This is a genomic window from Luteimonas sp. TWI662, from assembly GCF_039673825.1.
Classification (GTDB): Bacteria; Pseudomonadota; Gammaproteobacteria; order Xanthomonadales; family Xanthomonadaceae; genus Luteimonas.
The window spans coordinates 119,284-140,025 of the sequence record NZ_JBDJMI010000005.1; the positions used below are offsets into that span (position 1 = coordinate 119,284).

Below are 20,742 nucleotides of genomic sequence, written 5' to 3' on the forward strand. Positions count from 1 at the left end.
GCACAATCGAGAACGACTGGGGGGGACATGCTCGACGTTGTCGCGTTGCTGGAATCGGCGGGGGCCGGAACCGCGTTCGATCCGGTCGGTCCGGAAGTCGCCGATGCGGTACTGGCCTTCCTGGCCGACGGGACGAGCGTGCCGGCGATCGTGGCCTGCATGATCATGACTCCCGACGACGGACAGAGCGAACCCCCGCAGGATGAACCGGATCAGGACGATGACGGCGACCGGCGCGATGACGATGATCCGGGCGAACGCTCCGCGTGAGGCCGTGGCCGGCGATGCGCGGGACGTGCGATCGCGCGCGCGCTGGCGGTTGGGTCTGCTTCTGGTCGGGATCGTCCTGTCGCAGGTGGCACTGGCCGGCGACGCGCTCGATGCGCTGATCGAAGAGGCGAGTGCGCTCAGGACGTCCGATCCCCAGCGCGTGGACGCGTTGCTGCGCGACATGGCCGGCCATCTCGAGACCGCGACCGAGGCCCAGCGCGCACGGGTGCAACTGCTGCGGGTGCACCGGATGATGACCAGCGGGCAGTCGGCCATCGCCACCGACCAGCTGACGGCATTGCTGGCGTCGACGGCCGATCCGGTGGCCCGTTTCGAGACCGCGTCGATGCTCGCGAACATCTACGCGGTCCAGCGGCGCTTCGAGGACGCACTGCGGATGCTCGAGACGATGCTGCCGCTGGCCGACCAGGTCGAGGACGCGCAGCTGCGCCATCGCGGCCTGATGGTCGCGGCGATCGTCTACAACCAGGTGGGGGAGTTCGGCCAGGCACAGCAGTATGCCGAGCGCGTGCTGCGCGAAGATCCAGACGGGCGCAATGCCTGCGCGGCCGGCGGTGTGCTGCTCGAGGCGATCAATGGGCTCGGGCAGTCCTTTACCGATGCGGCCGGGCAGAGCGCGCTGGATCGGTGCACTGCGCAGGGCGAGCCGATCTTCGCGGGGTTCGTCCGCCTGCATATCGCCCGCCAATGGGACACGCGCGGCAGATGGGAGGAGGCCTTGGCGCTGCTCGGCGGCGGACTGGCTGCGGTCGAGCGCACCGGCTACCCGTTCCTGATCGCGCAGACCCGCGCGGCGCTTGCGGCATTGAGCCAACGCGCCGGGCAGCCTGCCGCGGCACGCGCGCACGCCGAGGCCGCACTCGCCAACAGCCAGGATGCGACGTCCACCGAGGCGCGCGTCACCGCCCATCGGGTCCAGTACGAACTGGCATTGGCCAAGGGCGATGCGGTGGCCGCGCTGGCAGCCTATCGGCAGTATGTCGATGCCGAGCGCGCCCATTTCAACGATGTGAAAACACGCGAAATGGCGTATCAGGTCGTGCGCCACCAGTCGCTGCAGCAGGCCCAGCAGATCGAGCTGCTGCGCCAGAAGAATCAGTTGCTCGAACTCGAGCGCAGTGTCACCGAGCAGCGCGCGCGCAGCTGGCTGCTGTTGACGCTGGTGCTGGTGGGATTGGTCGCGTCGGTCGGCTACTGGGCCTACAAGACCAAGCGCCTGCAGATGCGCCTGAAGCGGATGACCGAGGTCGATGCGCTGACCGGTATCAGCAATCGGCAGCACTTCAGCGAGCGGGCCGAAGCCGCACTCGCGCAGTGCGCGCGCGAGCGCATGCCGGCGGTGCTGGTGATGTTCGATCTCGACCACTTCAAGCTGGTCAACGACCGCCACGGGCATGCAGCCGGCGACTGGGCCCTGCAGCAGGTGGCAGTCCGTGTGCAGCCGCTGTGCCGGGAGATCGACAGCTTCGGTCGGCTGGGCGGCGAGGAGTTCGCACTGTTGTTGCCGGGGCTGGACGAGTCTGCCGGACGCCGCTTGGCCGGCGATGCGCAGGCGCGGCTGGCCGGCGTCGACACCCAGGCCCAGGGGTATGGGTTCCGGATCGCGGCCAGTTTCGGCGTGGCCAGCGCGATCACGGGCGGCTACAGCCTGGCCGCGCTCATGCGCCAGGCCGACCAGGCGATGTATGCGGCCAAGCGCAATGGTCGGCGGCAGGTCCGGGTGTTCGACCCCCACGCGCAGGGCGACGACCCGGAGGCGTCACAGGCGCTGCGTGGCAGGGTGCATGAGGTCGCGGCTGCGCCGGCACATGCGGGCGATCCGACCCGCCGCGCCATCGCCTGATCACAGGCGGCGCCCCACGGGCTCAGACCGGGTCGCGGATCACCAGCAGCCGATCCTCGCACATGTCGCGGATCGCATAGCGCACGCCTTCGCGGCCGATGCCCGAGTCCTTGATGCCGCCGTAGGGCATGTTGTCGACGCGGAAGCTCGGCACGTCGCCGACGATCACGCCGCCGGCTTCGATCCGGTCCCAGGCGCGCATCGCGTGGGCGAGGTTGCCGGTGAACACGCCGGCCTGCAGGCCGAAATCGCTGTCGTTGACCCGCGCGATCGCCTCGTCGAAGCTGTCCACCGGCTCGAGTAGCGCGACCGGACCGAACACCTCCTTGCGCTGGAGGTCGGCGTCGCGCGGCACCTTTTCCAGCAGCGTGGCCGGAATCATCGTGCCTTCGCGCTTGCCGCCGGCGATCACCTTGGCGCCGCCCTTGCGCGCGGCATCGATCCACGACTGGATGCGGTCGGCCGCATCGGCGTCGATCACCGGGCCGATGAATGTCGTCTCGTCGCGCGGATCGCCCATGCGCAGTGCGCCGACGGCCTTCTTGAGCTTGCGCCGCAGCGCGTCGTGGATCGCGCGATGCGCATAGATGCGCTGGACGCCGATGCAGCTCTGCCCGGACTGATAATAGGCGCCGAACACCAGCCGCTCGACCACGTGGTCCAGGCTCGCGCCCGGATCCTCGTCGACGATGCAGGCGGCGTTGCCGCCCAGCTCCAGCACGACCTTCTTCTTGCCGGCGCGCGCCTTGAGGTCCCAGCCCACCAGGCCGCCGGTGAAGCTCAGCAACGCGATGCGCGCATCCTCGGTCAGCGCGGCGGCGTCCTCGTTGCTGCAGGGGATCACCGAGAACGCGCCCTTGGGCAGGTCGGTCTCGGCCAGGATCTCGCCGATGATCAGCGCGCCGACCGGGGTCTTGGCTGCGGGCTTGAGCACGAACGGACAGCCGGCCGCGATCGCCGGTGCCACCTTGTGCGCGACCAGGTTCAACGGGAAGTTGAACGGGGTGATGAAGCTGCACACGCCCACCGGCACGCGCTTGACCATGCCGCGATAGCCGCGGGTGCGCGACGAGATCTGCAGTTCGACGACCTCGCCGTCGAGCCGGGTCGCCTCGCCGGCGGCGATGCGGAAGGTGTCGATCAGGCGCGTCACTTCGCCGCGTGCGTCCTTGATCGGCTTGCCGGCCTCGATGCACAGCGCCAGCGCGAGCTCCTCGGCGCGGTCTTCGAACCGGCGCACGCAGTGCTCGAGCACATCGCGGCGCTGGTCGGGCGCGAACGCGGCCATCGCCTCGCGGGCCTTGTGCGCGGCGACGATCGCCTTGCGGATCGCCGTCGCATCGCCCATCGCCACGCGCGTGGCGACCTGTCCGCTGTACTTGTCGCGGACTTCGAGATCGGCGTTCGCCGCGACCGCGACGTTGGCGAGGTAGTAGGGGTAGCGGCGGGCGAGCCCGGCGGTCTTGGGGGCGGTCTTGTGCTTGGCCATTGGGCGCTCCGGAGTCGAAAGGCGGAAGGACGCGGCGGCGATCAGTCGATCGCGGCGCTGCGCGCGGGAATCTCGGTGTTGAGCAGGGCGTCGTCGTCGCGATAATCGATGGCCAGATCGATCAGATCCACGCCCGGCGTGTCCAGCGCGGTGCGCAGCGTGTGTGCGAAGGCGGCGGCGCTGGTGGGGCGATGGCCGCGCGCGCCGTAGCTCTGTGCGTAATGCACGAAGTCCGGATTGCCGTAGTCCATGCCGTACACCGGATAATCCTCGTGCTGCTGCTTCCACTTGATCATGCCGTAGGCATCGTCGCGCAGCACGATGACCACCAGGTCGAGCGCCAGGCGCACAGCGGTTTCCAACTCCTGCGAATTCATCATGAAGCCGCCGTCGCCGCAGACTGCGACGATCTTGCGGTCGCCGTGCACCAACCTGGCTGCGATCGCCGAGGGCAGGCCGGCGCCCATGGTCGCCAGTGCGTTGTCCAGCAGCAGGGTGTTGGGCTCGCGGCACCGGTCGTTGCGCGCGAACCACAACTTGTACAGGCCGTTGTCGAGACAGACGATGTCGCGCGGGTCGATCGCATCGCGCAGCGTCTTGACCAAATGCGGCACGTGCACGGGGAAACGGTCGTCGGCGGCGAGTTCGGCGATGTTCCGGCACAGCGCGGTCCGCACGCGATCGAAGAACGTGAAATCCCAGTGCGGCTGCGGGGCATCCAGCGCCTCGGCCAGTTGCCAGACCGTATTGGCGATGTCGCCGATGACCTCGATCTGCGGAAAGTACACCTGATCGACGACGGCGCTTTCGTAGTTGACGTGGATCACCGTGCGCCGGCCGCGGTGCATGAAGAACGGCGGTTTCTCGATGACATCGTGGCCGATGTTGACGATGCAGTCGGCAGCATCGATCGCGCGGTGCACGAAATCGTGATCCGACAGCGCGGCGGTGCCGAGCCACAGCGGATGCGTCTCGTCCAGCACGCCCTTGCCCATCTGGGTGCTGAAGAACGGGATGCCGAGCCGGTCGACGAAGGCCCGCAGCATCTTGGCCGTGGTCTTGCGGTTGGCGCCGGCGCCGATCATCAGCAGCGGATGCCGGGCATTGCGAATCGCCTGCGCGGCATGCGCGATCGCCTTGTGCTCGGCCAATGGACGGCGCGTGTAGGGGGCAGGCAACAGGCGCGCATCGGTGTCGTCGCCGGCGATGTCCTGGGGCAGTTCGAGATGGGTCGCGCCGGGACGTTCCTCCATCGCCCGCTGGAACGCGTCGCGCACGCGCGCGGGGATGGCGTCGGCGGACACCAGTTGATGGGTCGACTTGGTCAGTGGCCGCATCATGTCGACCACGTCGACGATCTGGAAATGCCCCTGCTTGCTGGTCCGGATCGGCTTCTGGCCGGTGATCATCAACATCGGCATCGCGCCCAACTGGGCGTAGGCGGCCGGCGTGACGAGGTTGGTCGCGCCGGGGCCCAGTGTCGACAGGCAGACGCCGGCCTGCCCGGTCAGCCGTCCCCAGGTCGCGGCCATGAAGCCTGCGGCCTGCTCGTGGCGGGTGAGCACCAGCTCGATCGTGGACGCGCGCAGCGATTCGAGCAGGTCGAGGTTCTCCTCGCCCGGGATGCCGAAGACATGGGTCACGCCTTCGGCTTCCAGCGCCGAGACGAACAGGTCGGAGGCCTTGGTCATCGGTCCGTGTACTCCAGCGACAGATCGCCGGTCATCGTGCCAGCCCCGGCGTGATCACCGGGCGAGGGCGGACCGCGCCGCGCTACTGCACCTCGACCCGAAGCGTGCCATCGCCGACGCGTGCATCGAGCCGATCGCCGGGCGCGGCGTCGGCGGTGCTGCGCACGATGCGGCCGTCGTCGCGCTGCAGGATGCTGTAGCCGCGCGCGATCGTCGCCAGCGGGCTCACCGCCTCGAGCGAGCGCACCAGCCCGCGCAGGTGCAGCGCGTCGCGTTGCAGCCGACGGGCGACCGCGGCCTGCGGGCGCGCCTGTAGCGCATCGAGGCGCTGGTGCAGCTGGGCGAGCCGGCGTTGCGGCGAGGCCGCGCGCAGCACCGCGCCGGCATGCTGGAGCCGCGCCTGACGCTGCTGCAGCTGTTGCCGCTGGGCAGCCTGCAGCCGGCGCAGCGCTGCGTCCTGCCGCTGGCGCAGGGCGTCGAGCCGCGCCTGCGGGCGGGTGGCCTGCAGGCGCAGCGCCGCACGGTCGAGCCGCTGCGCGCAGGCCTGCAGCGTGCGCAACTGCACGGCGTCGACCTGGCGTTGCAACTGGCGCACGCGCCCGAGCAGGTCGTTGCGGTCGGGCGTCAGTAGTTCGGCAGCGGCCGACGGCGTGGGTGCGCGCAGGTCGGCGGCAAAGTCCGTCAGGCTGAAGTCGGTCTCGTGCCCGACAGCCGAGACCACGGGCACCGGCGAGGCGGCCACCGCGCGCGCCAGCGCCTCGTCGTTGAAGGCCCACAGGTCCTCGAGCGAGCCACCGCCGCGGGTCAGCAGCAGTACGTCGTAGCGCCCGCTCTCGCCCGCGCGCTGCAGCGTGCGCAGCAGTTGCCCAGGCGCGTCCACGCCCTGGACCAGGGTCGGCAGCACCTCGACCTCGAGCAGCGGGAAGCGCCGCGCCAGCACGCTGAGCACGTCGCGCACCGCTGCGCCCGATGGCGAGGTGATCACGCCCAGGCGCCGCGGAAACGCCGGCAGCGGGCGTTTGCGCTCGGCCTCGAACAGGCCCTCGGCCTGCAGCCGGGCCTTGAGCGCATCGAAGGCCCGCCGCAACGCGCCTTCGCCGGCTTCTTCGAGCGTGTCGAGGATCAACTGGTAGTCGCCGCGCGCCTCGTACAGCGTCACCCGGCCGCGCGCACGCACCAGCATGCCGTCGCGGGGCACGAAGCGCAGCCACTGGCTCTTCTGCCGGAACAGCGCGCAGCGCACCTGGGCGCGCGCGTCCTTGAGCGTGAAGTACATATGGCCCGACGCCGGGCGTGAGACGTTGCACAACTCGCCCTCGACTGCGACCTGGGGGAAGCTGTCCTCCAGCAGCCCGCGGGCGAGGGTGTTGAGCTGGCTCGGGGTCAGGACGTCGCGTGCGGAATCGTGCATGCGCACAAGGATACCGGCACGCGGCGGGCGGGGCTGCGACACCCGGTCGCAGGCACCACGTCCGCAGCCGGCGATAATGGCCGGCCAGGCGCCGCAGGCGTCGCAGTGGAGTACTCGGATGCGCCTTCCCCGTTTCGGTCTTCTTGCCGCCGGCCTGACCGCCGTGGCCCTGGCCGCCTGCCAACCGTCGTCGCCGGAAGGCCCCGCGCCGGCGACCGGGACCGATGCCGCCCAGGTCGCGGTGTCGAACGCCTGGATCCGCGAGACCCCGCCCAACGCGGCGGTGGCCGGTGGTTACTTGACATTGCGCAGTGCCGGCGACGATCGGCTGGTGTCGGTGGAGAGCACCGCCTCCGCTGCGGTGGAGATCCACGAGATGCGCCACGACGGCGGCATGATGCGCATGCGCGAACTGCCCGACGGCGTCCCGCTCGCCGCCGGCACGGAGGTCGAACTGCGCCCAGGTGGCTACCACCTGATGTTCATCGACCCGGTCGAGCCGTTGCGCGCCGGCGCCACGGTCGAGGCGACGCTGCACTTCGAACATGCGCCTGCGCAGCAGGTCCAGTTCGACGTCCGCCCGCTGGCCGGCGATGCCCCGGCCGAGGGCCATGGCGGCCATTGACGACGCGCGCGATCGCGTCGCGCAGACGTTGATCGCGTCGGTGTGGCCTGGGCCGCGCGATGCGGGGCCAACGGGGCTCGAACTTGCCCCCACCCGCCGCGCGTTGCGCGTCGACCTCCCCCGCATGCGGGGGAGGGAATGCGCAGCCGCTGTACGCGGTGCGGGCCTGTGTCGTATCCCGTCGAACGCAGCGCTGCCGTGCTCCCTCCCCGCATGCGGGGGAGGGAATGCACAGCCGCTGTACGCGGTGCGGGCCTGGGCCGTATCCCGTCGAACGCAGCGCTGCCGTGCTCCCTCCCCGCATGCGGGGGAGGGGGCGCACAGCCGCTATGCGCGGTGCGGGCCTGGGCCGTATCCCGTCGAACGCAGCGCTGCCGTGCTCCCTCCCCGCACGCGGGGAGGGGACACATGGCCGCTGTACGCGGTGCGGGCCTGTGTCGTATCCCGTCGAACGCGGCGCTGCGGTGCTCCCTCCCCTGCGTGCGGGGGAGGGATGCACAGCCGCTGTACGCGGTGCGGGCCTGGGCCGTATCCCGTCGAACGCAGCGCTGCGGTGCTCCCTCCCCGCACGCGGGGGAGGGGACGCACAGCCGCTGTACGCGGTGCGGGCCTGGGCCGTATCCCGGTCGAACGCAGCGCTGCGGTGCTCCCTCCCCTGCGTGCGGGGGAGGGCTGGGGTGGGGGGTGGACGCTCGCGGCGATGTTTCGGCGACGCGTGCATGCAAGCCCGTCCTGACCTGCGTTCGCTGCGACGATGGGGAGCGGTGATTGTCCGTCCGGCGTCGGACGATGCGGCGAGCGCGGCACGATAAGACCATCGCGCACCAGACGAGCGCTGAAACGCAAAAACCCGCGCAGGCGCGGGTTTTCCGAAAGATGACCGGCTGGCGAGCGAGGGCTGGCGGGCGGGTCGTACGCGGCTGGCTGGCGATGGCGGGCTTGCGGCGTGCGTCGATTCTAGCGAGCGCACGCGGCCTATGACGGAATGAGAATTGCTCTCGTTACAAGGCGGCGCGGCGCGCGCGACGCCGCATCTGTTGGCGATGCGCACCCGGCGATTGCCCCCAGGTGCGCTCGCCGTTCGACCTCCGTCTCCGCAGGCCGGTTTTGACGCGCGTGCGGTGCTCAGCGCGGGCGCAAGACGAGGGCGGTCAGGTTGCCGGATCGATCGTGTCGAACGAGGTCACGCGGCGGTGGCCGTTCGCGGCGGCGGCATCGCGCGGTTCGGGATAGTCGTCGAGGCGGTCCACCAGCACCGTGCGCAGCCCGGCGTCGCGCGCGGCATCGAGTTCGGCCACCACGTCGGACAGGAACACGATGGCGTCCGGGGGCTGCTGCAACGCCTCGGCGATGCGCGCATAGCTCGCCGCCTCGCGCTTGCCGCCGACTTCGGTGTCGAACCAGGCCGAGATCAGACCGGTCAGGTCGCCGGCGTCGCTGTGCCCGAAGAACAGTTTCTGCGCCGGCACCGAGCCGGACGAGTACACCGCCAGGCGTTCGCCGGCCGCATGCCAGCGGCGCAGCGCCTGCGCCGCGTCGGGATAGAGATGCGCGGTGAAGTCGGCCTCGCGGTAGCCCGCTTCCCAGATCCTGCCCTGCAGGGCCTTGAGCGCGGTGTGCTTGCGGTCCTCGTCGATCCAGCCCTGCAGCGTCTCGACGATCATCGCGTCGTCGCACATCGCGCCGTGCTCGGTCGCCACCACGTCCAGCCAGCGCCGGACCTCGGGATCGGCGCCATGCGCGGCGACGAAGCCGGGCAGGGCGCGGCGGGCATAGGGAAAGAGGACGTCTTTGACGAACGAAATGCTGCTGGTGGTGCCTTCGATGTCGGTGAGGATCATGCGATCTGTTGCTCTCGTCGCGCGCGTGAAAAGGAGGCCGTCCCTGGCGTTGCATCCTCGCCCACACCTGGCACCGGCCCGGTCATCCCTGGCCGGTCGTTCGCGCGCATTGCGTCCGCCTGGACGGCGGACGCAGGGCCTGCGCGCTCATCCTCGACGAACGAAATGCTGCTGGTGGTGCCTTCGATGTCGGTCAGGATCATCGCGTCGGAACTGCGGACAAAACGGACGCGGCATGATGCCACCGGCGGCCGTGCGCCGGGGCGATGCCAGCCTCGGGGTTGTTCAGTCGCGCGCGCCCGGCTCGTAGCGCGGGAACTGCTGGGCGATGTCGGAGCCGGTGAAGTGGCCGATCCAGCCGTCGGGCTGCTGGAAAAAGCGGATCGCCACGAAGCGCGGTTCCGGCCCCATGTCGAACCAGTGGGTCACGCCGTGCGGCACGCCGATCAGGTCGCCCTTGACGCATTCGATCTCGTAGACCTTGTCTTCGACATGCAGCGTGAACAGCCCCGAGCCGTCGACGAAGAAGCGGACCTCGTCTTCCTTGTGCAGGTGTTCGTCGAGGAATTTCTTGCGCAGTTCGTCGCGGTTGGGATTGTCCGGCGCGATGCTGATCACATCCACCGTGGTGAAGCCGCGCTCGGCGCTGATGCGGTCGATGTCGGCCTTGTAGGCGGCCAGCACCTGCTCGGGCGAGGCGCCGGCGGCGACCGGCTGCGAGGCTTCCCAGCGTTCGAAGGTCGCGCCCAGTGCGCCGAGCTCGCGGGCGATCTCCTCGCCGTCGCGGCTGTCGAACAGCGGCGTATCAGGGGCGTTGTCGGCGAAGATGCGGAGGCGGCTCATGGCGGTCTGGCTCGGGCAAAGAGGGGCGCGCCAGACTAGCAGCTGCTCCGGAAGGCAGCGTTGACCGGCGCGGAACGCGGGCGTTCCACGCACGCGCGGAACGGGAGGTCAACGAGCGCGCAGTCGATGCAGCGCCAGTTCGCAGTGCAGCAGGAAATCGAAGGCTTCCAGGTGCCGGCGCGCCTCGGCCATGTCGCGGCCCCAGGCATACAGGCCATGGCCGTCGATCAGGTAGCCCCACATCGGGCCGGCATCGAGCAGGCATTCGACCTGCGCGGCCAGCGTGGGCATATGCTGGCTGTTGGGCAGCACCGGCACGTCGATCGCGGTCTCGTGGGTTGCGTTGCCGGCGAAGGCCTTGAGCAGTTCGTAGCCTTCGATGCGCACATGCCCGGCCCCCGCGTACAGGCGCGAGGCGATGGTCTGGTTGGGCGAATGGGTGTGCAGGATGCAGCCGACCTCGGGGAACCGGCGATAGAGCTGGGTATGCAGCAGTGTCTCGGCCGACGGCCGATGGGTGCTGCCGACAGCCTGGCCGTCGAAGTCGACGACCATGATGTCGCCTTCCTGCAGCCGGCCCTTGTCGCGGCCCGACACCGTGATCGCCGCGTGGCGGTCGTCGAGGCGCTGCGAGAAGTTGCTGCTGGTCGCCGGCGTCCAGCCGGCCTGGGCGAGTTCGCGGACATTGACGATCAGCTCGCCTGCGAGCTCGCGCAGGCGGTGGGGGTCGAAGGAGGGCGTCGGTGCGTGCATGGCGCAGAGTCTACCGCGCGCCCGTGTCCTTCAACGACGCCAGCGCCAGCGCGGTGGTTCGCCCTTCAGCGCGCAGGTCGCGATCAACAGACCGGTGGCCAGCGACAGGCAGCCGAAGAAGGCGGCCGGATCGCGCTGCGGCGGAAACCGCAGCAGCACGACGATGACGCTGAGCGCATAGACCGCCAGCACCGCCCAACCCTGCCAGCGCCGTGGGGCGCCCCAGCCCCAGCCGAAGGACTTGGCTGGAAACCAGTAGTCCTCCTTGCGGGGCGCGGTCACGGCGCGGCATCCGGCCGTGTGCGGCGGCCGAAGCCGCGATAGCCGGCCCAGGCCAGCAACGCGATGATCGCCGCGCCCATCAACGTCTCGATCGGCGTCGACCAGACCAGCAGCCCGCAGGCGAGCAGGGCGCCCATGCCGAGCAGGCGCTCGCGCGTGCCCGAGACATGGGTCCGGTTGCCCAGCAACAGGCTCAGGCCCGCGGCCGCATAGGCCATCACCACCAGCGTCACCGCCATGTTGATGATGGTCTCGAACTGGTTGGCCACCGAGTCGGAGAAGGTGGTCAGGGCGATCGCGGTCATCGAGATCACGACGATCAGCAAGCCGGTGGCGGCCGCGCCATTGCGCAGCAGCCGCCCGAAGATCGCCGGCAGAAAGCCGCGCTGGGCGGCGCGCGCGCCCGACTCGCCGGTCACCAGCATCCAGCCGCCGAGCGTACCGGTGGCCTTCAGGGCGGCGGCTGCGGCGATCACCGGGATCGCCCAGGCCCCGAACATCTGGCCGGCGACCAGTGCGAACGGTGCGCTCGATTGCGCGAGCTCGGCGACCGGCACGATGCCCATCATCAGCACCGAGGAGACCAGGTAGACGACGCCGGCCAGCAGGATGCCGCCGAGCGTGGCGATCGGCACGTTGCGGTCCGGGTCGCGGACGACACCGGCGACCATCGCCCCGGTCTCCAGGCCGATGAACGCCCAGAACACCACCGACAGCGAACCGATCGCGACCGCCGCGTCCGATTGCCCGCTGACGTTCCAGCCGGCCAGGTACAGATCGGGATCGAAGTGCGCCCAGCCGGCGATCAGGATCGCCGCGACCGGCAGCAGGCCGAACACCACGCAGAACGACTGGAACCGGGCGATGGTGCGTGGCCCGAACAGGTTCAGCGCGAACATCGACCAGATCAGCACGACCTGCCCGACGACCTGCGCACCGGGGGTCGCCTCGACCGGCAGCAGGATGATCAGGTAGCCGAACGCCGCCACCGCGATCGCGTTGTTGCCGATCCACGACGACAGCCAATACAGCGTGGACGCCAGAAAGCCCATGTCGCGCCCCAGTGTCGGGCGGATGTAGTCGTCGGGCGATTCGAGGTTCGGGTACTGCCGGGCCAGGCGCGCGAATGCACCGCCCAGCGCCACGGCCAGCAGCGTGCCGAGCAGCCACGACAATGCCGTCACCGCACCGGAGCGCGCCAGCGTGGCCGGCAACAGGAAGAAGCCCGAGCCGATCATGTTGTTGGCGACCATGAACGTCGCCAGCACCGGTCCGATCTTCCGGGCCGTCGAGGGAATGGACATCGCGGAATCTCGCAGTGGCGCGCAGCGCCAAGTCGGAAACGGACACGGCCCGCGCGATGCGGGCCGTGGACGGAACTCAGCGGGCGTTGCGCAGCTTGCTGTGCCGGTAGCCGTAGGCGAAGTAGATCGTGAAGCCGATCACCGTCCAGCCCAGCAGCACCATCCAGTTGAGCATCGGCATGATCGCCACCAGCCCCAGGCACGCCAGCACGCCCAGCGTGCCGACGACATAGACGGCCGGCGTGCGGAACGGGCGGTGCAGCCCCGGCTGCGTGCGACGCAGCACCATCACGCCCAGGCACACGGTCGCGAACGCGACCAGCGTCCCCATCGACACCACGTCGCCGAGCAGCTGGATCGGCAGCAGTGCGGCCATGATCGCAGCGACCGCGGCGACCAGCACGGTGCCCTTGTGCGGGGTGCGGAAGCGCTTGTGCACCGCGCCGAAGAAGCGCGGCAGCAGCCCGTCCTGGGCCATCGAGAAGAAGATCCGCGGCTGGCCCATCAGCATCACCAGGATCACCGTGGTCAGGCCGGCGATCGCGCCGACTTCCACCAGGACCTTGAGCCAGGCGAGGCTCGGATAGGCCTCCAGCGCGGTCGCCACCGGCTTGGCGGTGCCGAGCGCGGTGTAGGGCACCATGCCGGTCAGCACGGCGGAGACCGCGATGTAGATCAGCGTGCACAGCACCAGCGAGCCGAGGATGCCGATCGGCATGTCGCGCTGCGGGTTCTTGACCTCCTGGGCGGCGGTGGAGACCGCGTCGAAGCCGATGTAGGCGAAGAACACGATCGAGGCGCCGCGCAGCACGCCCTCCCAGCCGAAGCGGTCGCCGCCCTGGTTTTCGGGAATGAACGGCAACCAGTTGTCGACATTCACGTACTGGGCGCCGAAGGCCAGCAGCAGCAGGATCACCACGACCTTGATCGAGACGATGATCGCGTTGGCGGTTGCCGACTGGGTGATGCCGACGTAGCACAGCGTGCCCACGGCGGCGACGATCAGCAGCGCCGGCAGGTTGAACAGCGCGCCGGTCAGCACGAACCGGCCGAACTCGCAGGCGCCGGCCTGCGCGGCTTCGTGGGTACAGAAGTTGATCGGCGCCTGGGTCAATGCCGCGGGTAGATGGAGCCCGAACGACTCCAGGAAACTGACCGTGTAGCCCGACCAGCCGACGGCGACCGTGGAGGCCGCGAACAGGTACTCGAGCACCAGGCTCCAGCCGACGAACCAGGCCAGCGCCTCGCCGAGGGTGGCGTAGGTGTAGCTGTAGGCGCTGCCCGAGGCGGGGATCATCGCGGCGAACTCGGCGTAGCACAGGCCTGCCATCGCGCAGGCGAAGGCGGCGATGACGAAGCTGAGCATGATCGCCGGCCCGGCGTGATTGGCAGCCGCAGTGCCGGTGATCACGAAGATGCCCGCGCCGATGACCGCACCCAGCCCCAGCATCACCAGGTGCTTGGCGGTGAGCGTGCGCTTGAAGCTGGCTTCGCCCGACAGGCCGCCTTCGACCGGTTCGCCGGCATCGACACGCGGTTGGGCCTGGATAGGCTTGGTGATCAGCAGATTCTTGAGCATCGGGTTCCCCGGGTTGGACGGTCGGTCGGGCACACGAATGGGCGGCTCCCTGCCGATTCCCCCTGAATCCCGATGCGCCCCGCGAATCGCCGTACCTTGCCAAACGCAGCGTTCCGGCACAAGCAACGCCGTCGTATTCATTGCAGCCCGTCCGGCGGCGCATCGCGATATCGGATGGCGCGACGCGTGTGCCTTGCGGCCTGGACGGGTTCGGGGCGGATTCATGCTGCAGTGCGCAACGTCCGCTCCCACAGTCGGGATGCGTTCGTCGCTACAATTGTCCGCTGACCTTGATGCAGAAGCGGAGCGGCCGTGGAGTTCGGTTTCAACGAAGAGCAGTTGATGATCCAGGACATCGCGCGCCGGATCGCAAAAGAGAAGATCGCGCCCAGCGCCGAGCACTTCGACCGCACGGGCGAGTTCCCGCTGGAGAACATCCGCCTGCTCGGCGAGAACGGCCTGATGGGTATCGAAGTGCCGGCCGAGTACGGTGGCGCGGGCATGGACCCGATCGCCTACGTGCTGGCGATGATCGAGATCGCCGCCGGCGATGCCGCGCACTCGACGATCATGTCGGTCAACAATTCGCTGTTCTGCAACGGCATCCTGACCCACGGCACCGAGGCCCAGAAGGGCACCTACGTCTCGGCGATCGCCCAGGGGCGGGAGATCGGCGCGTTCGCGCTGACCGAACCGCAGTCGGGGTCGGATGCGACCGCGATGCGCTGTCGCGCGGTCAAGCAGGCCGACGGCAGCTTCGTGGTCAATGGCAAGAAAAGCTGGATCACCTCCGGCCCGGTCGCCAAGTATTTCGTGCTGTTCGCGATGACCGAGCCCGACAAGGGCGCCCGCGGCGTGACTGCGTTCCTGGTCGACGGCGAGCGCGCCGGGTTCCACCGCGGCAAGACCGAGCCCAAGCTCGGCATCCGCGCCTCGGCGACCTGCGAGATCGAGTTCCAGGATTATGTCGTCCAGCCCGACGAGGTGCTCGGCGAGGAAGGGCAGGGCTTCAAGATCGCGATGGGCGTGCTCGATGCCGGGCGCATCGGCATCGCCTCGCAGGCCATCGGCATCGCCCGCGCCGCGTACGAGGCGACGCTTGCCTACGTCAAGGAGCGCAAGGCGTTCGGTCAGCCGATCGGCGCGTTCCAGATGACCCAGGCCAAGATCGCCGACATGAAGTGCCGGCTCGATGCGGCGCTGCTGCTGACCTTGCGCGCGGCCTGGACGAAGGGCCAGGGCCAGCGCTTCGGCAACGAGGCGGCGATCGCCAAGCTCACCGCGTCCGAGACCGCGATGTGGATCACCCATCAGGCGCTGCAGATCCACGGCGGCATGGGCTACTCGAAGGAAATGCCGATCGAGCGGTACTTCCGAGACGCCAAGATCACCGAGATCTACGAGGGCACCTCGGAGATCCAGCGGCTGGTCATCGCCCGCAACGAGACCGGCCTGCGCTGAGCGCTTCGTGATCCCTCGCCCCGTTCCCGTCGTCCGCTCCACCGGTCCGCGCCGCCCCGAAGGCTGCGCGGCAGCTTCCGTCGTCCCCGATCCGGCCGCCAGCCGCAGTTCGCGCGGCATGCCACCCGTCGGTTTCCTGTTCCCTGTCGGCCCGCGTGAGAACGCGGGCCTCATTGCATCGGACCTATCGTCGTCATGAGCACATCCCGCAAGACCGGTACCTCTTCTTCCAAACGCAAGGCCGCCGCGGCCCCGACCCCGGCACCGCGCAAGCGCGCCAAGCCGCAGGGCAGCAGCGCCAGCGTCATGCCCGCGCCGTCCAGGCCCGCAGGGTCCGGGTTGCTGGACCCGATCTTCGAGGCCGTGCGGCGGCGCGCAGGCAAGGCCGCCCAGCGCGGTGCCGACGCCTTCGCGCAGGCGTTCTACCGGCGCATGACCGAGGACGAGATTCCGCTGCACAGCGCCGATGGCTGGGCGGCCCTGGCCGCCGACCTGTTCGAATTCGCCGCACGTCGCAAGCCGGGCACCGCCAACGTGCGGCTGTTCAATCCGGCGCAGGACACCCACGGCTGGGAATCGCCGCACACCGTGCTGCAGATCGTCAACGACGACATGCCGTTCCTGGTCGACTCGGTGACGATGGCGCTGGCCGAGCGCAGCATTGGCGTGCACGTGCTGGGCCACCCGGTCCTGCACATCGCGCGCGACCGCAGCGGCCGCCTGACCGGCGTGGGCGAGGGCGATGCCGAGTCGGTGATGCACCTGGAGATCGATCGCCAGACGCCCGAAGCGAGCGCACGTATCGAGCAGGTCGTGCGTCGCGTGCTCGACGACGTGCGCGCGATCGTGGCCGATTGGGGGCCGATGCGCGAGAAAATGCAGGAGGTCGCCGCCGATCTCGTCGCGCGGCCGATGCCGGTCGCCGACGCCAGCCGGCGCGAGGCGCAGGAGTTCCTGCGCTGGGCGGCCAGCGACCACTTCACATTCTTCGGCTACCGCGAGTACAAGGTGCGCCGCAAGGGCACCGATGGCGTGCTCGAGCCCGTCGCCGACAGTGGCCTGGGCCTGCTGCGCACGCCGGCCACGGTCAAGTCGCGCCCGCTCAGCGAACTCGGCGCCGATGCGCTGCGGCGTGCGGGCGAGGTCGATGCGCTGATCCTCACCAAGACCAGTGCCCGCTCCACCGTGCATCGTCCCGGTTACATGGACTACATCGGCGTGCTGCGTTACGACGCCAAGGGCCAGGTGGTCGGCGAACAGCGCTTCCTCGGCCTCTACACCTCCAGCGCCTACACCCGCCGGCCCTGGGACATCCCGCTGGTGCGCGAGCGGTTCGAGCACGTGATGAGCGAGTCCGGCCTCAAGCCGACCGGCCATAGCGGCAAGACCCTCAAGCACCTGCTCGAGACCCTGCCGCGCGACGAGCTGTTCCAGTCCACGCCCGATGAGCTGTTCCGCCTGGGCACCGGCATCCTCGGCCTGCAGGAGCGCGTGCGCAGCCGGCTGTTCCTGCGCCGCGACCGCTACGGCCGCTTCTATTCGGTGCTGGTCTACATCCCGCGCGACCGTTTCAACACCGACGTGCGCCACCGTGTCGAGGACATGCTGCGCGAGACGATGCAGGCCGACCACGTCGATGCACACGTGGTGCTGGGTGAGTCGCCGCTGGCGCAGTTGCACTTGATCGTGCGCCCGCGTGCGGGCGTGCAGGGCGAGGTCGACCAGGCTGCGCTCGAGCAGGCGCTGCAGAAGATCGTACGCAACTGGCACGACGACCTGCGCGACGAGCTCGTGCGTCGCCAGGGCGAAGGCGAAGGCCTGCGTCTGGCCGGCCGCCTGGGACGCGGCCTGTCGGCTGCCTACATCGAGTTCGCATCGCCGGCCGTCGCCGCGACCGATGTCGAGAAGCTCGCCGCCGCCCAGGCGAGCGGCGCGCTGCAACTGAGCTTCTACACCCAGCCCACGTCGTCGGCCGGCGATGCGCTGCTGCACTTCAAGCTCTACCGCAGCGGCGAACACCTGCCGCTGTCGGAGGTGCTGCCGGTGATGGAGAACCTCGGCCTGCGGGTCATCGCCGAGAATCCCACGCGTCTGATCGTCGATGGCACCACGCTCTACATCCAGGACTTCTTCGTCGAGACCCTGGCCGCGAACGTCGATATCGACGCGCGCGCGGCCGCGTTCACCGAAGCGTTCGACCGCGTGTGGCGCGGCGATGCCGAGAATGACGGCTTCAACCGGCTGATCCTCGCCGCCGATCTCGACTGGCGTCAGGTGGCGATGCTGCGCGCGTACTGCAAGTACCTGCAGCAGGTCGGCGTGCCGTTCTCCCAGGCCTACGTCGAGGACACGCTCGGCCGCTATCCGCTGCTTGCGCGGCTGCTGGTGGAAGTGTTCGAAGCCCGTTTCGATCCGGCCACCGGCCGCGAGAGCGGCGCGCAGGTCGCCGCCGGTATCGAGATGCTGGCCAGCCAGCTCGGTGCGCTGTCGGGCGACGACGCCACGCGGGCACTGCTGCAGCCGGTGCTCGATGCCCGCGCGCAGGACCGCGACGCGCAGTACGATGCGGCGCGCACTGCGCTCACGGGGCTGCTCGACCGCGTCGCAAGCCTCGACGAGGACCGCATTCTGCGCAGCTACCTGGGCGTGATCGACGCGACCTTGCGCACCAGCTATTACCAGCGCACCCGCGAAGGCGCGGTGCGCGACACGATCGCCTTCAAGTTCGATTCGGTGCGCGTGCCCGAACTGCCCAAGCCGCGTCCGTACCGCGAGATCTTCGTCTACGGCCCGCGGGTGGAGGGCACCCACCTGCGCTTCGGGCCGGTGGCCCGCGGCGGCCTGCGCTGGTCGGATCGCCGCGAGGACTTCCGCACCGAGGTGCTGGGCCTGGTCAAGGCGCAGATGGTCAAGAACACGGTCATCGTGCCGGTCGGCTCGAAGGGCGGCTTCATCGTCAAGCGGCCGCCGGCCGGGGGCGACCGTGATGCGCTGTTCGCCGAGGGCGTGGCCTGCTACACGCTGTTCATCAACGGCCTGCTGGACATCACCGACAACATCGTCGACGGCGCGATCGTGCCGCCGCGCGACGTGGTCCGTCACGACGACGACGACCCGTACCTGGTCGTTGCCGCCGACAAGGGCACCGCGACGTTCTCCGACATCGCCAACGGCATCGCCCGCGAGCATGGCTTCTGGCTCGACGATGCGTTCGCGTCGGGCGGCTCGGTCGGCTACGACCACAAGGGCATGGGCATCACCGCGCGCGGCGCCTGGGAATCGGTCAAGCGTCACTTCCGGGCGCTGGGCCGCAACTCGCAGACCCAGGACTTCACCGCGGTCGGCGTCGGCGACATGTCCGGCGACGTGTTCGGCAACGGCATGCTGCTGTCGCAGCACATCCGGCTGGTGGCCGCGTTCGATCATCGGCATGTGTTCATCGACCCGGCGCCCGACGCGACGGTCTCCTACGCCGAGCGCCAGCGACTGTTCACGCTGCCGCGCTCGAACTGGGCGGACTACGACGCCAAGCTGATCAGCAAGGGCGGCGGCGTGTGGCCGCGCAGCGCCAAGTCGATCCCGCTGTCCAAGGAGGCCCGCGAGGTGCTGGGCATCGATGGCGACACCGCCGCGCTCAGCCCCAACGAGCTGATGTCGGCGATCCTGCGCGCGCCGGTCGACCTGCTGTGGAATGGCGGCATCGGCACCTACGTCAAGGCGTCGTCGGAAAGCCACGCCGATGTCGGCGACCGGGCCAACAACGCGCTGCGCGTCGATGGCCGAGAGCTGCGCTGCAAGGTCGTGGGCGAGGGCGGCAACCTGGGCATGACCCAGCTCGGCCGCATCGAGGCCGCGCAGGCCGGTGTGCTGCTCAACACCGACTTCATCGACAACTCGGCTGGCGTGGACACCTCCGACCACGAGGTCAACATCAAGATCCTGCTCAACGAGGTGGTGCAGGCCAAGAAGCTGACCGTGCCCGCGCGCAACAAGCTGCTGGCCTCGATGACTGACGAGGTCGCCGAATTGGTGCTGTGGGACAACTACCGCCAGAACCAGGCGCTGAGCCTGATGGAGCGCATGAGCGTCTCGCGGCTGGGGTCCAAGCGCCACTTCATCCGCACGCTCGAAGCGCAGGGTCTGCTCGATCGCCAGATCGAGTTCCTGCCGTCGGATGCCGAACTGTCCGAGCGCAAGGCCAAAGGCCTGGGCCTGACCCGGCCTGAGCTGGCGGTCCTGCTGTCGTACTCCAAGCTCGTCGCCTTCGACCAGATGCTCGCCTCCGACATCCCCGAAGATCCGTATCTGTCGCGCGAGCTGCAGCGTTACTTCCCCGTGCCGCTGCAGAAGAAGTACGCCGCGACCATGGAGCAGCACCGCCTCAAGCGCGAGATCATCGCCACCGCGGTGACCAACCAGATGATCAACCGCATGGGCGCGACATTCCTGCTGCGCATGCAGGAAGACAGCGGGCGCTCGCCGGGCGAGATCGCCAAGGCGTTCACGATCACCCGCGAGACGATCGAGGCGCGCGCGCTGTGGAACAGCATCGACGCACTCGATGGCACCGTGCCCGAGTCGGTGCAGGTCGATGCCCTGCAGGTGATCTGGAACCTGCAGCGGGCCTTCACCCGCTGGCTGCTGGCGCGTGCCGGTGCGATCCCGGACATCACCACGGCCGTGGCGCGCTATCACGACGGTTTCCACGCCATCCGCATCGGCAGCCAGATCATCGCCGACAGCCAGCGCGCCGAGCACGACGCCAGCCTGCAGAGCTGGCGCGAGAAGGGCGTGCCGGAGGACCTGGCCGAGCAGCTTGCCGCGTTGCCGTACCTGGAAGCGGCATGGGACATCATCGAGGTCGCCAGCGAGACGCGGCGCAAGCCGATCGATGTCGCGCGCGTGCACTTCCGTCTCGGCGAAGCGCTCAATCTGCCCTGGCTGACCGCGCAGATCGACGCGCTCGAGGTCGATGGCCGCTGGCACGCGGTGGCACGCGGCGTGCTGCGCGAGGATCTCGGCCAGCAGCATCGCCTGCTCGTCGGCCAGGTGCTGGCGATGCCCGGCGACACGCCCGAGGAGAAGGTCCGCACCTGGCTCGAGCGCGACGATCCGACGCTGCGCTTCACGCTGGCGATGCTGGCCGAACTGGCGGCGCAGAAGACGCTCGACTACCCGACGGTATCGGTCGCGGTGCAGCGCGTCTCGCAGCTCGTCCAGCGCAGCTGAGGCCAACGGGGAGGGCGCACAGGCGCCCTCCCTGTCCTTTGCGGGATCGATCCGCGGCTGCCGCATCGACCCGCCGCCACACCACCTGCGCTAAGCTGCG

15 protein-coding genes are annotated in these 20,742 nt (G+C 69.4%); 5 read left to right on the forward strand and 10 right to left on the reverse strand.

Annotated features, from left to right (window positions below):
* The first annotated feature begins 27 nt into the window (after window positions 1-27).
* A complete protein-coding gene (locus ABE488_RS05930; protein WP_346444703.1) occupies window positions 28-270 on the forward strand; it encodes a hypothetical protein in 243 nt (80 codons plus the stop codon).
* Complete coding sequence (locus tag ABE488_RS05935) at window positions 221-2,134, forward strand: GGDEF domain-containing protein (RefSeq protein WP_346447482.1); 1,914 nt, start codon at window positions 221-223, stop codon at window positions 2,132-2,134. Before ABE488_RS05930 ends, ABE488_RS05935 begins: the two co-directional genes overlap by 50 nt.
* 22 nt (window positions 2,135-2,156) lie before the next feature.
* On the opposite strand, the gene ABE488_RS05940 is transcribed toward ABE488_RS05935, so the two are convergent.
* The 3 genes from ABE488_RS05940 to xseA form a co-directional block, all read right to left on the reverse strand.
* Window positions 2,157-3,623 (reverse strand): aldehyde dehydrogenase family protein, encoded by a 1,467-nt coding sequence (locus ABE488_RS05940; protein ID WP_346447483.1) that lies wholly within the window; start codon window positions 3,621-3,623, stop codon window positions 2,157-2,159.
* A gap of 41 nt (window positions 3,624-3,664) precedes the next feature.
* Entirely contained in the window at window positions 3,665-5,314 is a 1,650-nt protein-coding gene (locus tag ABE488_RS05945; protein ID WP_346447484.1) for an acetolactate synthase large subunit, read from the reverse strand.
* A gap of 82 nt (window positions 5,315-5,396) precedes the next feature.
* On the reverse strand, window positions 5,397-6,725 hold the full coding sequence (gene xseA / locus ABE488_RS05950) for an exodeoxyribonuclease VII large subunit (RefSeq protein WP_346447485.1): 1,329 nt from the start codon (window positions 6,723-6,725) through the stop codon (window positions 5,397-5,399).
* A 118-nt stretch (window positions 6,726-6,843) separates the two neighbouring features.
* Here xseA and ABE488_RS05955 point away from each other — a divergent pair, with 118 nt between their 5' ends.
* Complete coding sequence (locus tag ABE488_RS05955) at window positions 6,844-7,350, forward strand: copper chaperone PCu(A)C (protein WP_346447486.1); 507 nt, start codon at window positions 6,844-6,846, stop codon at window positions 7,348-7,350.
* Between the two features lie 1,151 nt (window positions 7,351-8,501).
* Here ABE488_RS05955 and mtnC read toward each other — a convergent pair.
* The 7 genes from mtnC to ABE488_RS05990 all read right to left on the reverse strand — a co-directional run bounded on the left by mtnC (window position 8,502) and on the right by ABE488_RS05990 (window position 13,952).
* Window positions 8,502-9,191, reverse strand: a complete 690-nt coding sequence (gene mtnC, locus ABE488_RS05960; RefSeq protein WP_346444692.1) for an acireductone synthase — start codon at window positions 9,189-9,191, stop codon at window positions 8,502-8,504.
* On the reverse strand, window positions 9,188-9,394 hold the full coding sequence (locus ABE488_RS05965) for a hypothetical protein (RefSeq protein WP_346444690.1): 207 nt from the start codon (window positions 9,392-9,394) through the stop codon (window positions 9,188-9,190). The genes mtnC and ABE488_RS05965 overlap by 4 nt, the downstream gene beginning before the upstream one ends.
* Window positions 9,395-9,476: 82 nt before the next feature.
* The gene (locus tag ABE488_RS05970; protein WP_346447487.1) at window positions 9,477-10,034 is read right to left on the reverse strand and encodes an acireductone dioxygenase; all 558 of its coding nucleotides are present in this window, start codon (window positions 10,032-10,034) and stop codon (window positions 9,477-9,479) included.
* 108 nt (window positions 10,035-10,142) lie between these two features.
* Window positions 10,143-10,787, reverse strand: coding sequence for a methylthioribulose 1-phosphate dehydratase (locus tag ABE488_RS05975; RefSeq protein WP_346444686.1), 645 nt, complete (start codon window positions 10,785-10,787; stop codon window positions 10,143-10,145).
* A gap of 30 nt (window positions 10,788-10,817) precedes the next feature.
* Entirely contained in the window at window positions 10,818-11,069 is a 252-nt protein-coding gene (locus ABE488_RS05980; protein ID WP_346444684.1) for a hypothetical protein, read from the reverse strand.
* On the reverse strand, window positions 11,066-12,373 hold the full coding sequence (locus ABE488_RS05985; protein ID WP_346447488.1) for an amino acid permease: 1,308 nt from the start codon (window positions 12,371-12,373) through the stop codon (window positions 11,066-11,068). The genes ABE488_RS05980 and ABE488_RS05985 overlap by 4 nt, the downstream gene beginning before the upstream one ends.
* 76 nt (window positions 12,374-12,449) lie before the next feature.
* Entirely contained in the window at window positions 12,450-13,952 is a 1,503-nt protein-coding gene (locus ABE488_RS05990) for an amino acid permease (protein WP_346444680.1), read from the reverse strand.
* Window positions 13,953-14,264: 312 nt separating this feature from the next.
* On the opposite strand from ABE488_RS05990, the gene ABE488_RS05995 reads away from it, so the two are divergent.
* Both ABE488_RS05995 and ABE488_RS06000 read left to right on the forward strand, forming a co-directional pair.
* Window positions 14,265-15,413, forward strand: a complete 1,149-nt coding sequence (locus tag ABE488_RS05995) for an acyl-CoA dehydrogenase family protein (protein ID WP_346447489.1) — start codon at window positions 14,265-14,267, stop codon at window positions 15,411-15,413.
* 306 nt (window positions 15,414-15,719) lie between these two features.
* Window positions 15,720-20,642: an NAD-glutamate dehydrogenase domain-containing protein gene (locus ABE488_RS06000; RefSeq protein ID WP_346447514.1), complete on the forward strand. Its 4,923-nt coding sequence runs from the start codon at window positions 15,720-15,722 to the stop codon at window positions 20,640-20,642.
* The last annotated feature ends 100 nt before the right edge of the window (window positions 20,643-20,742 follow it).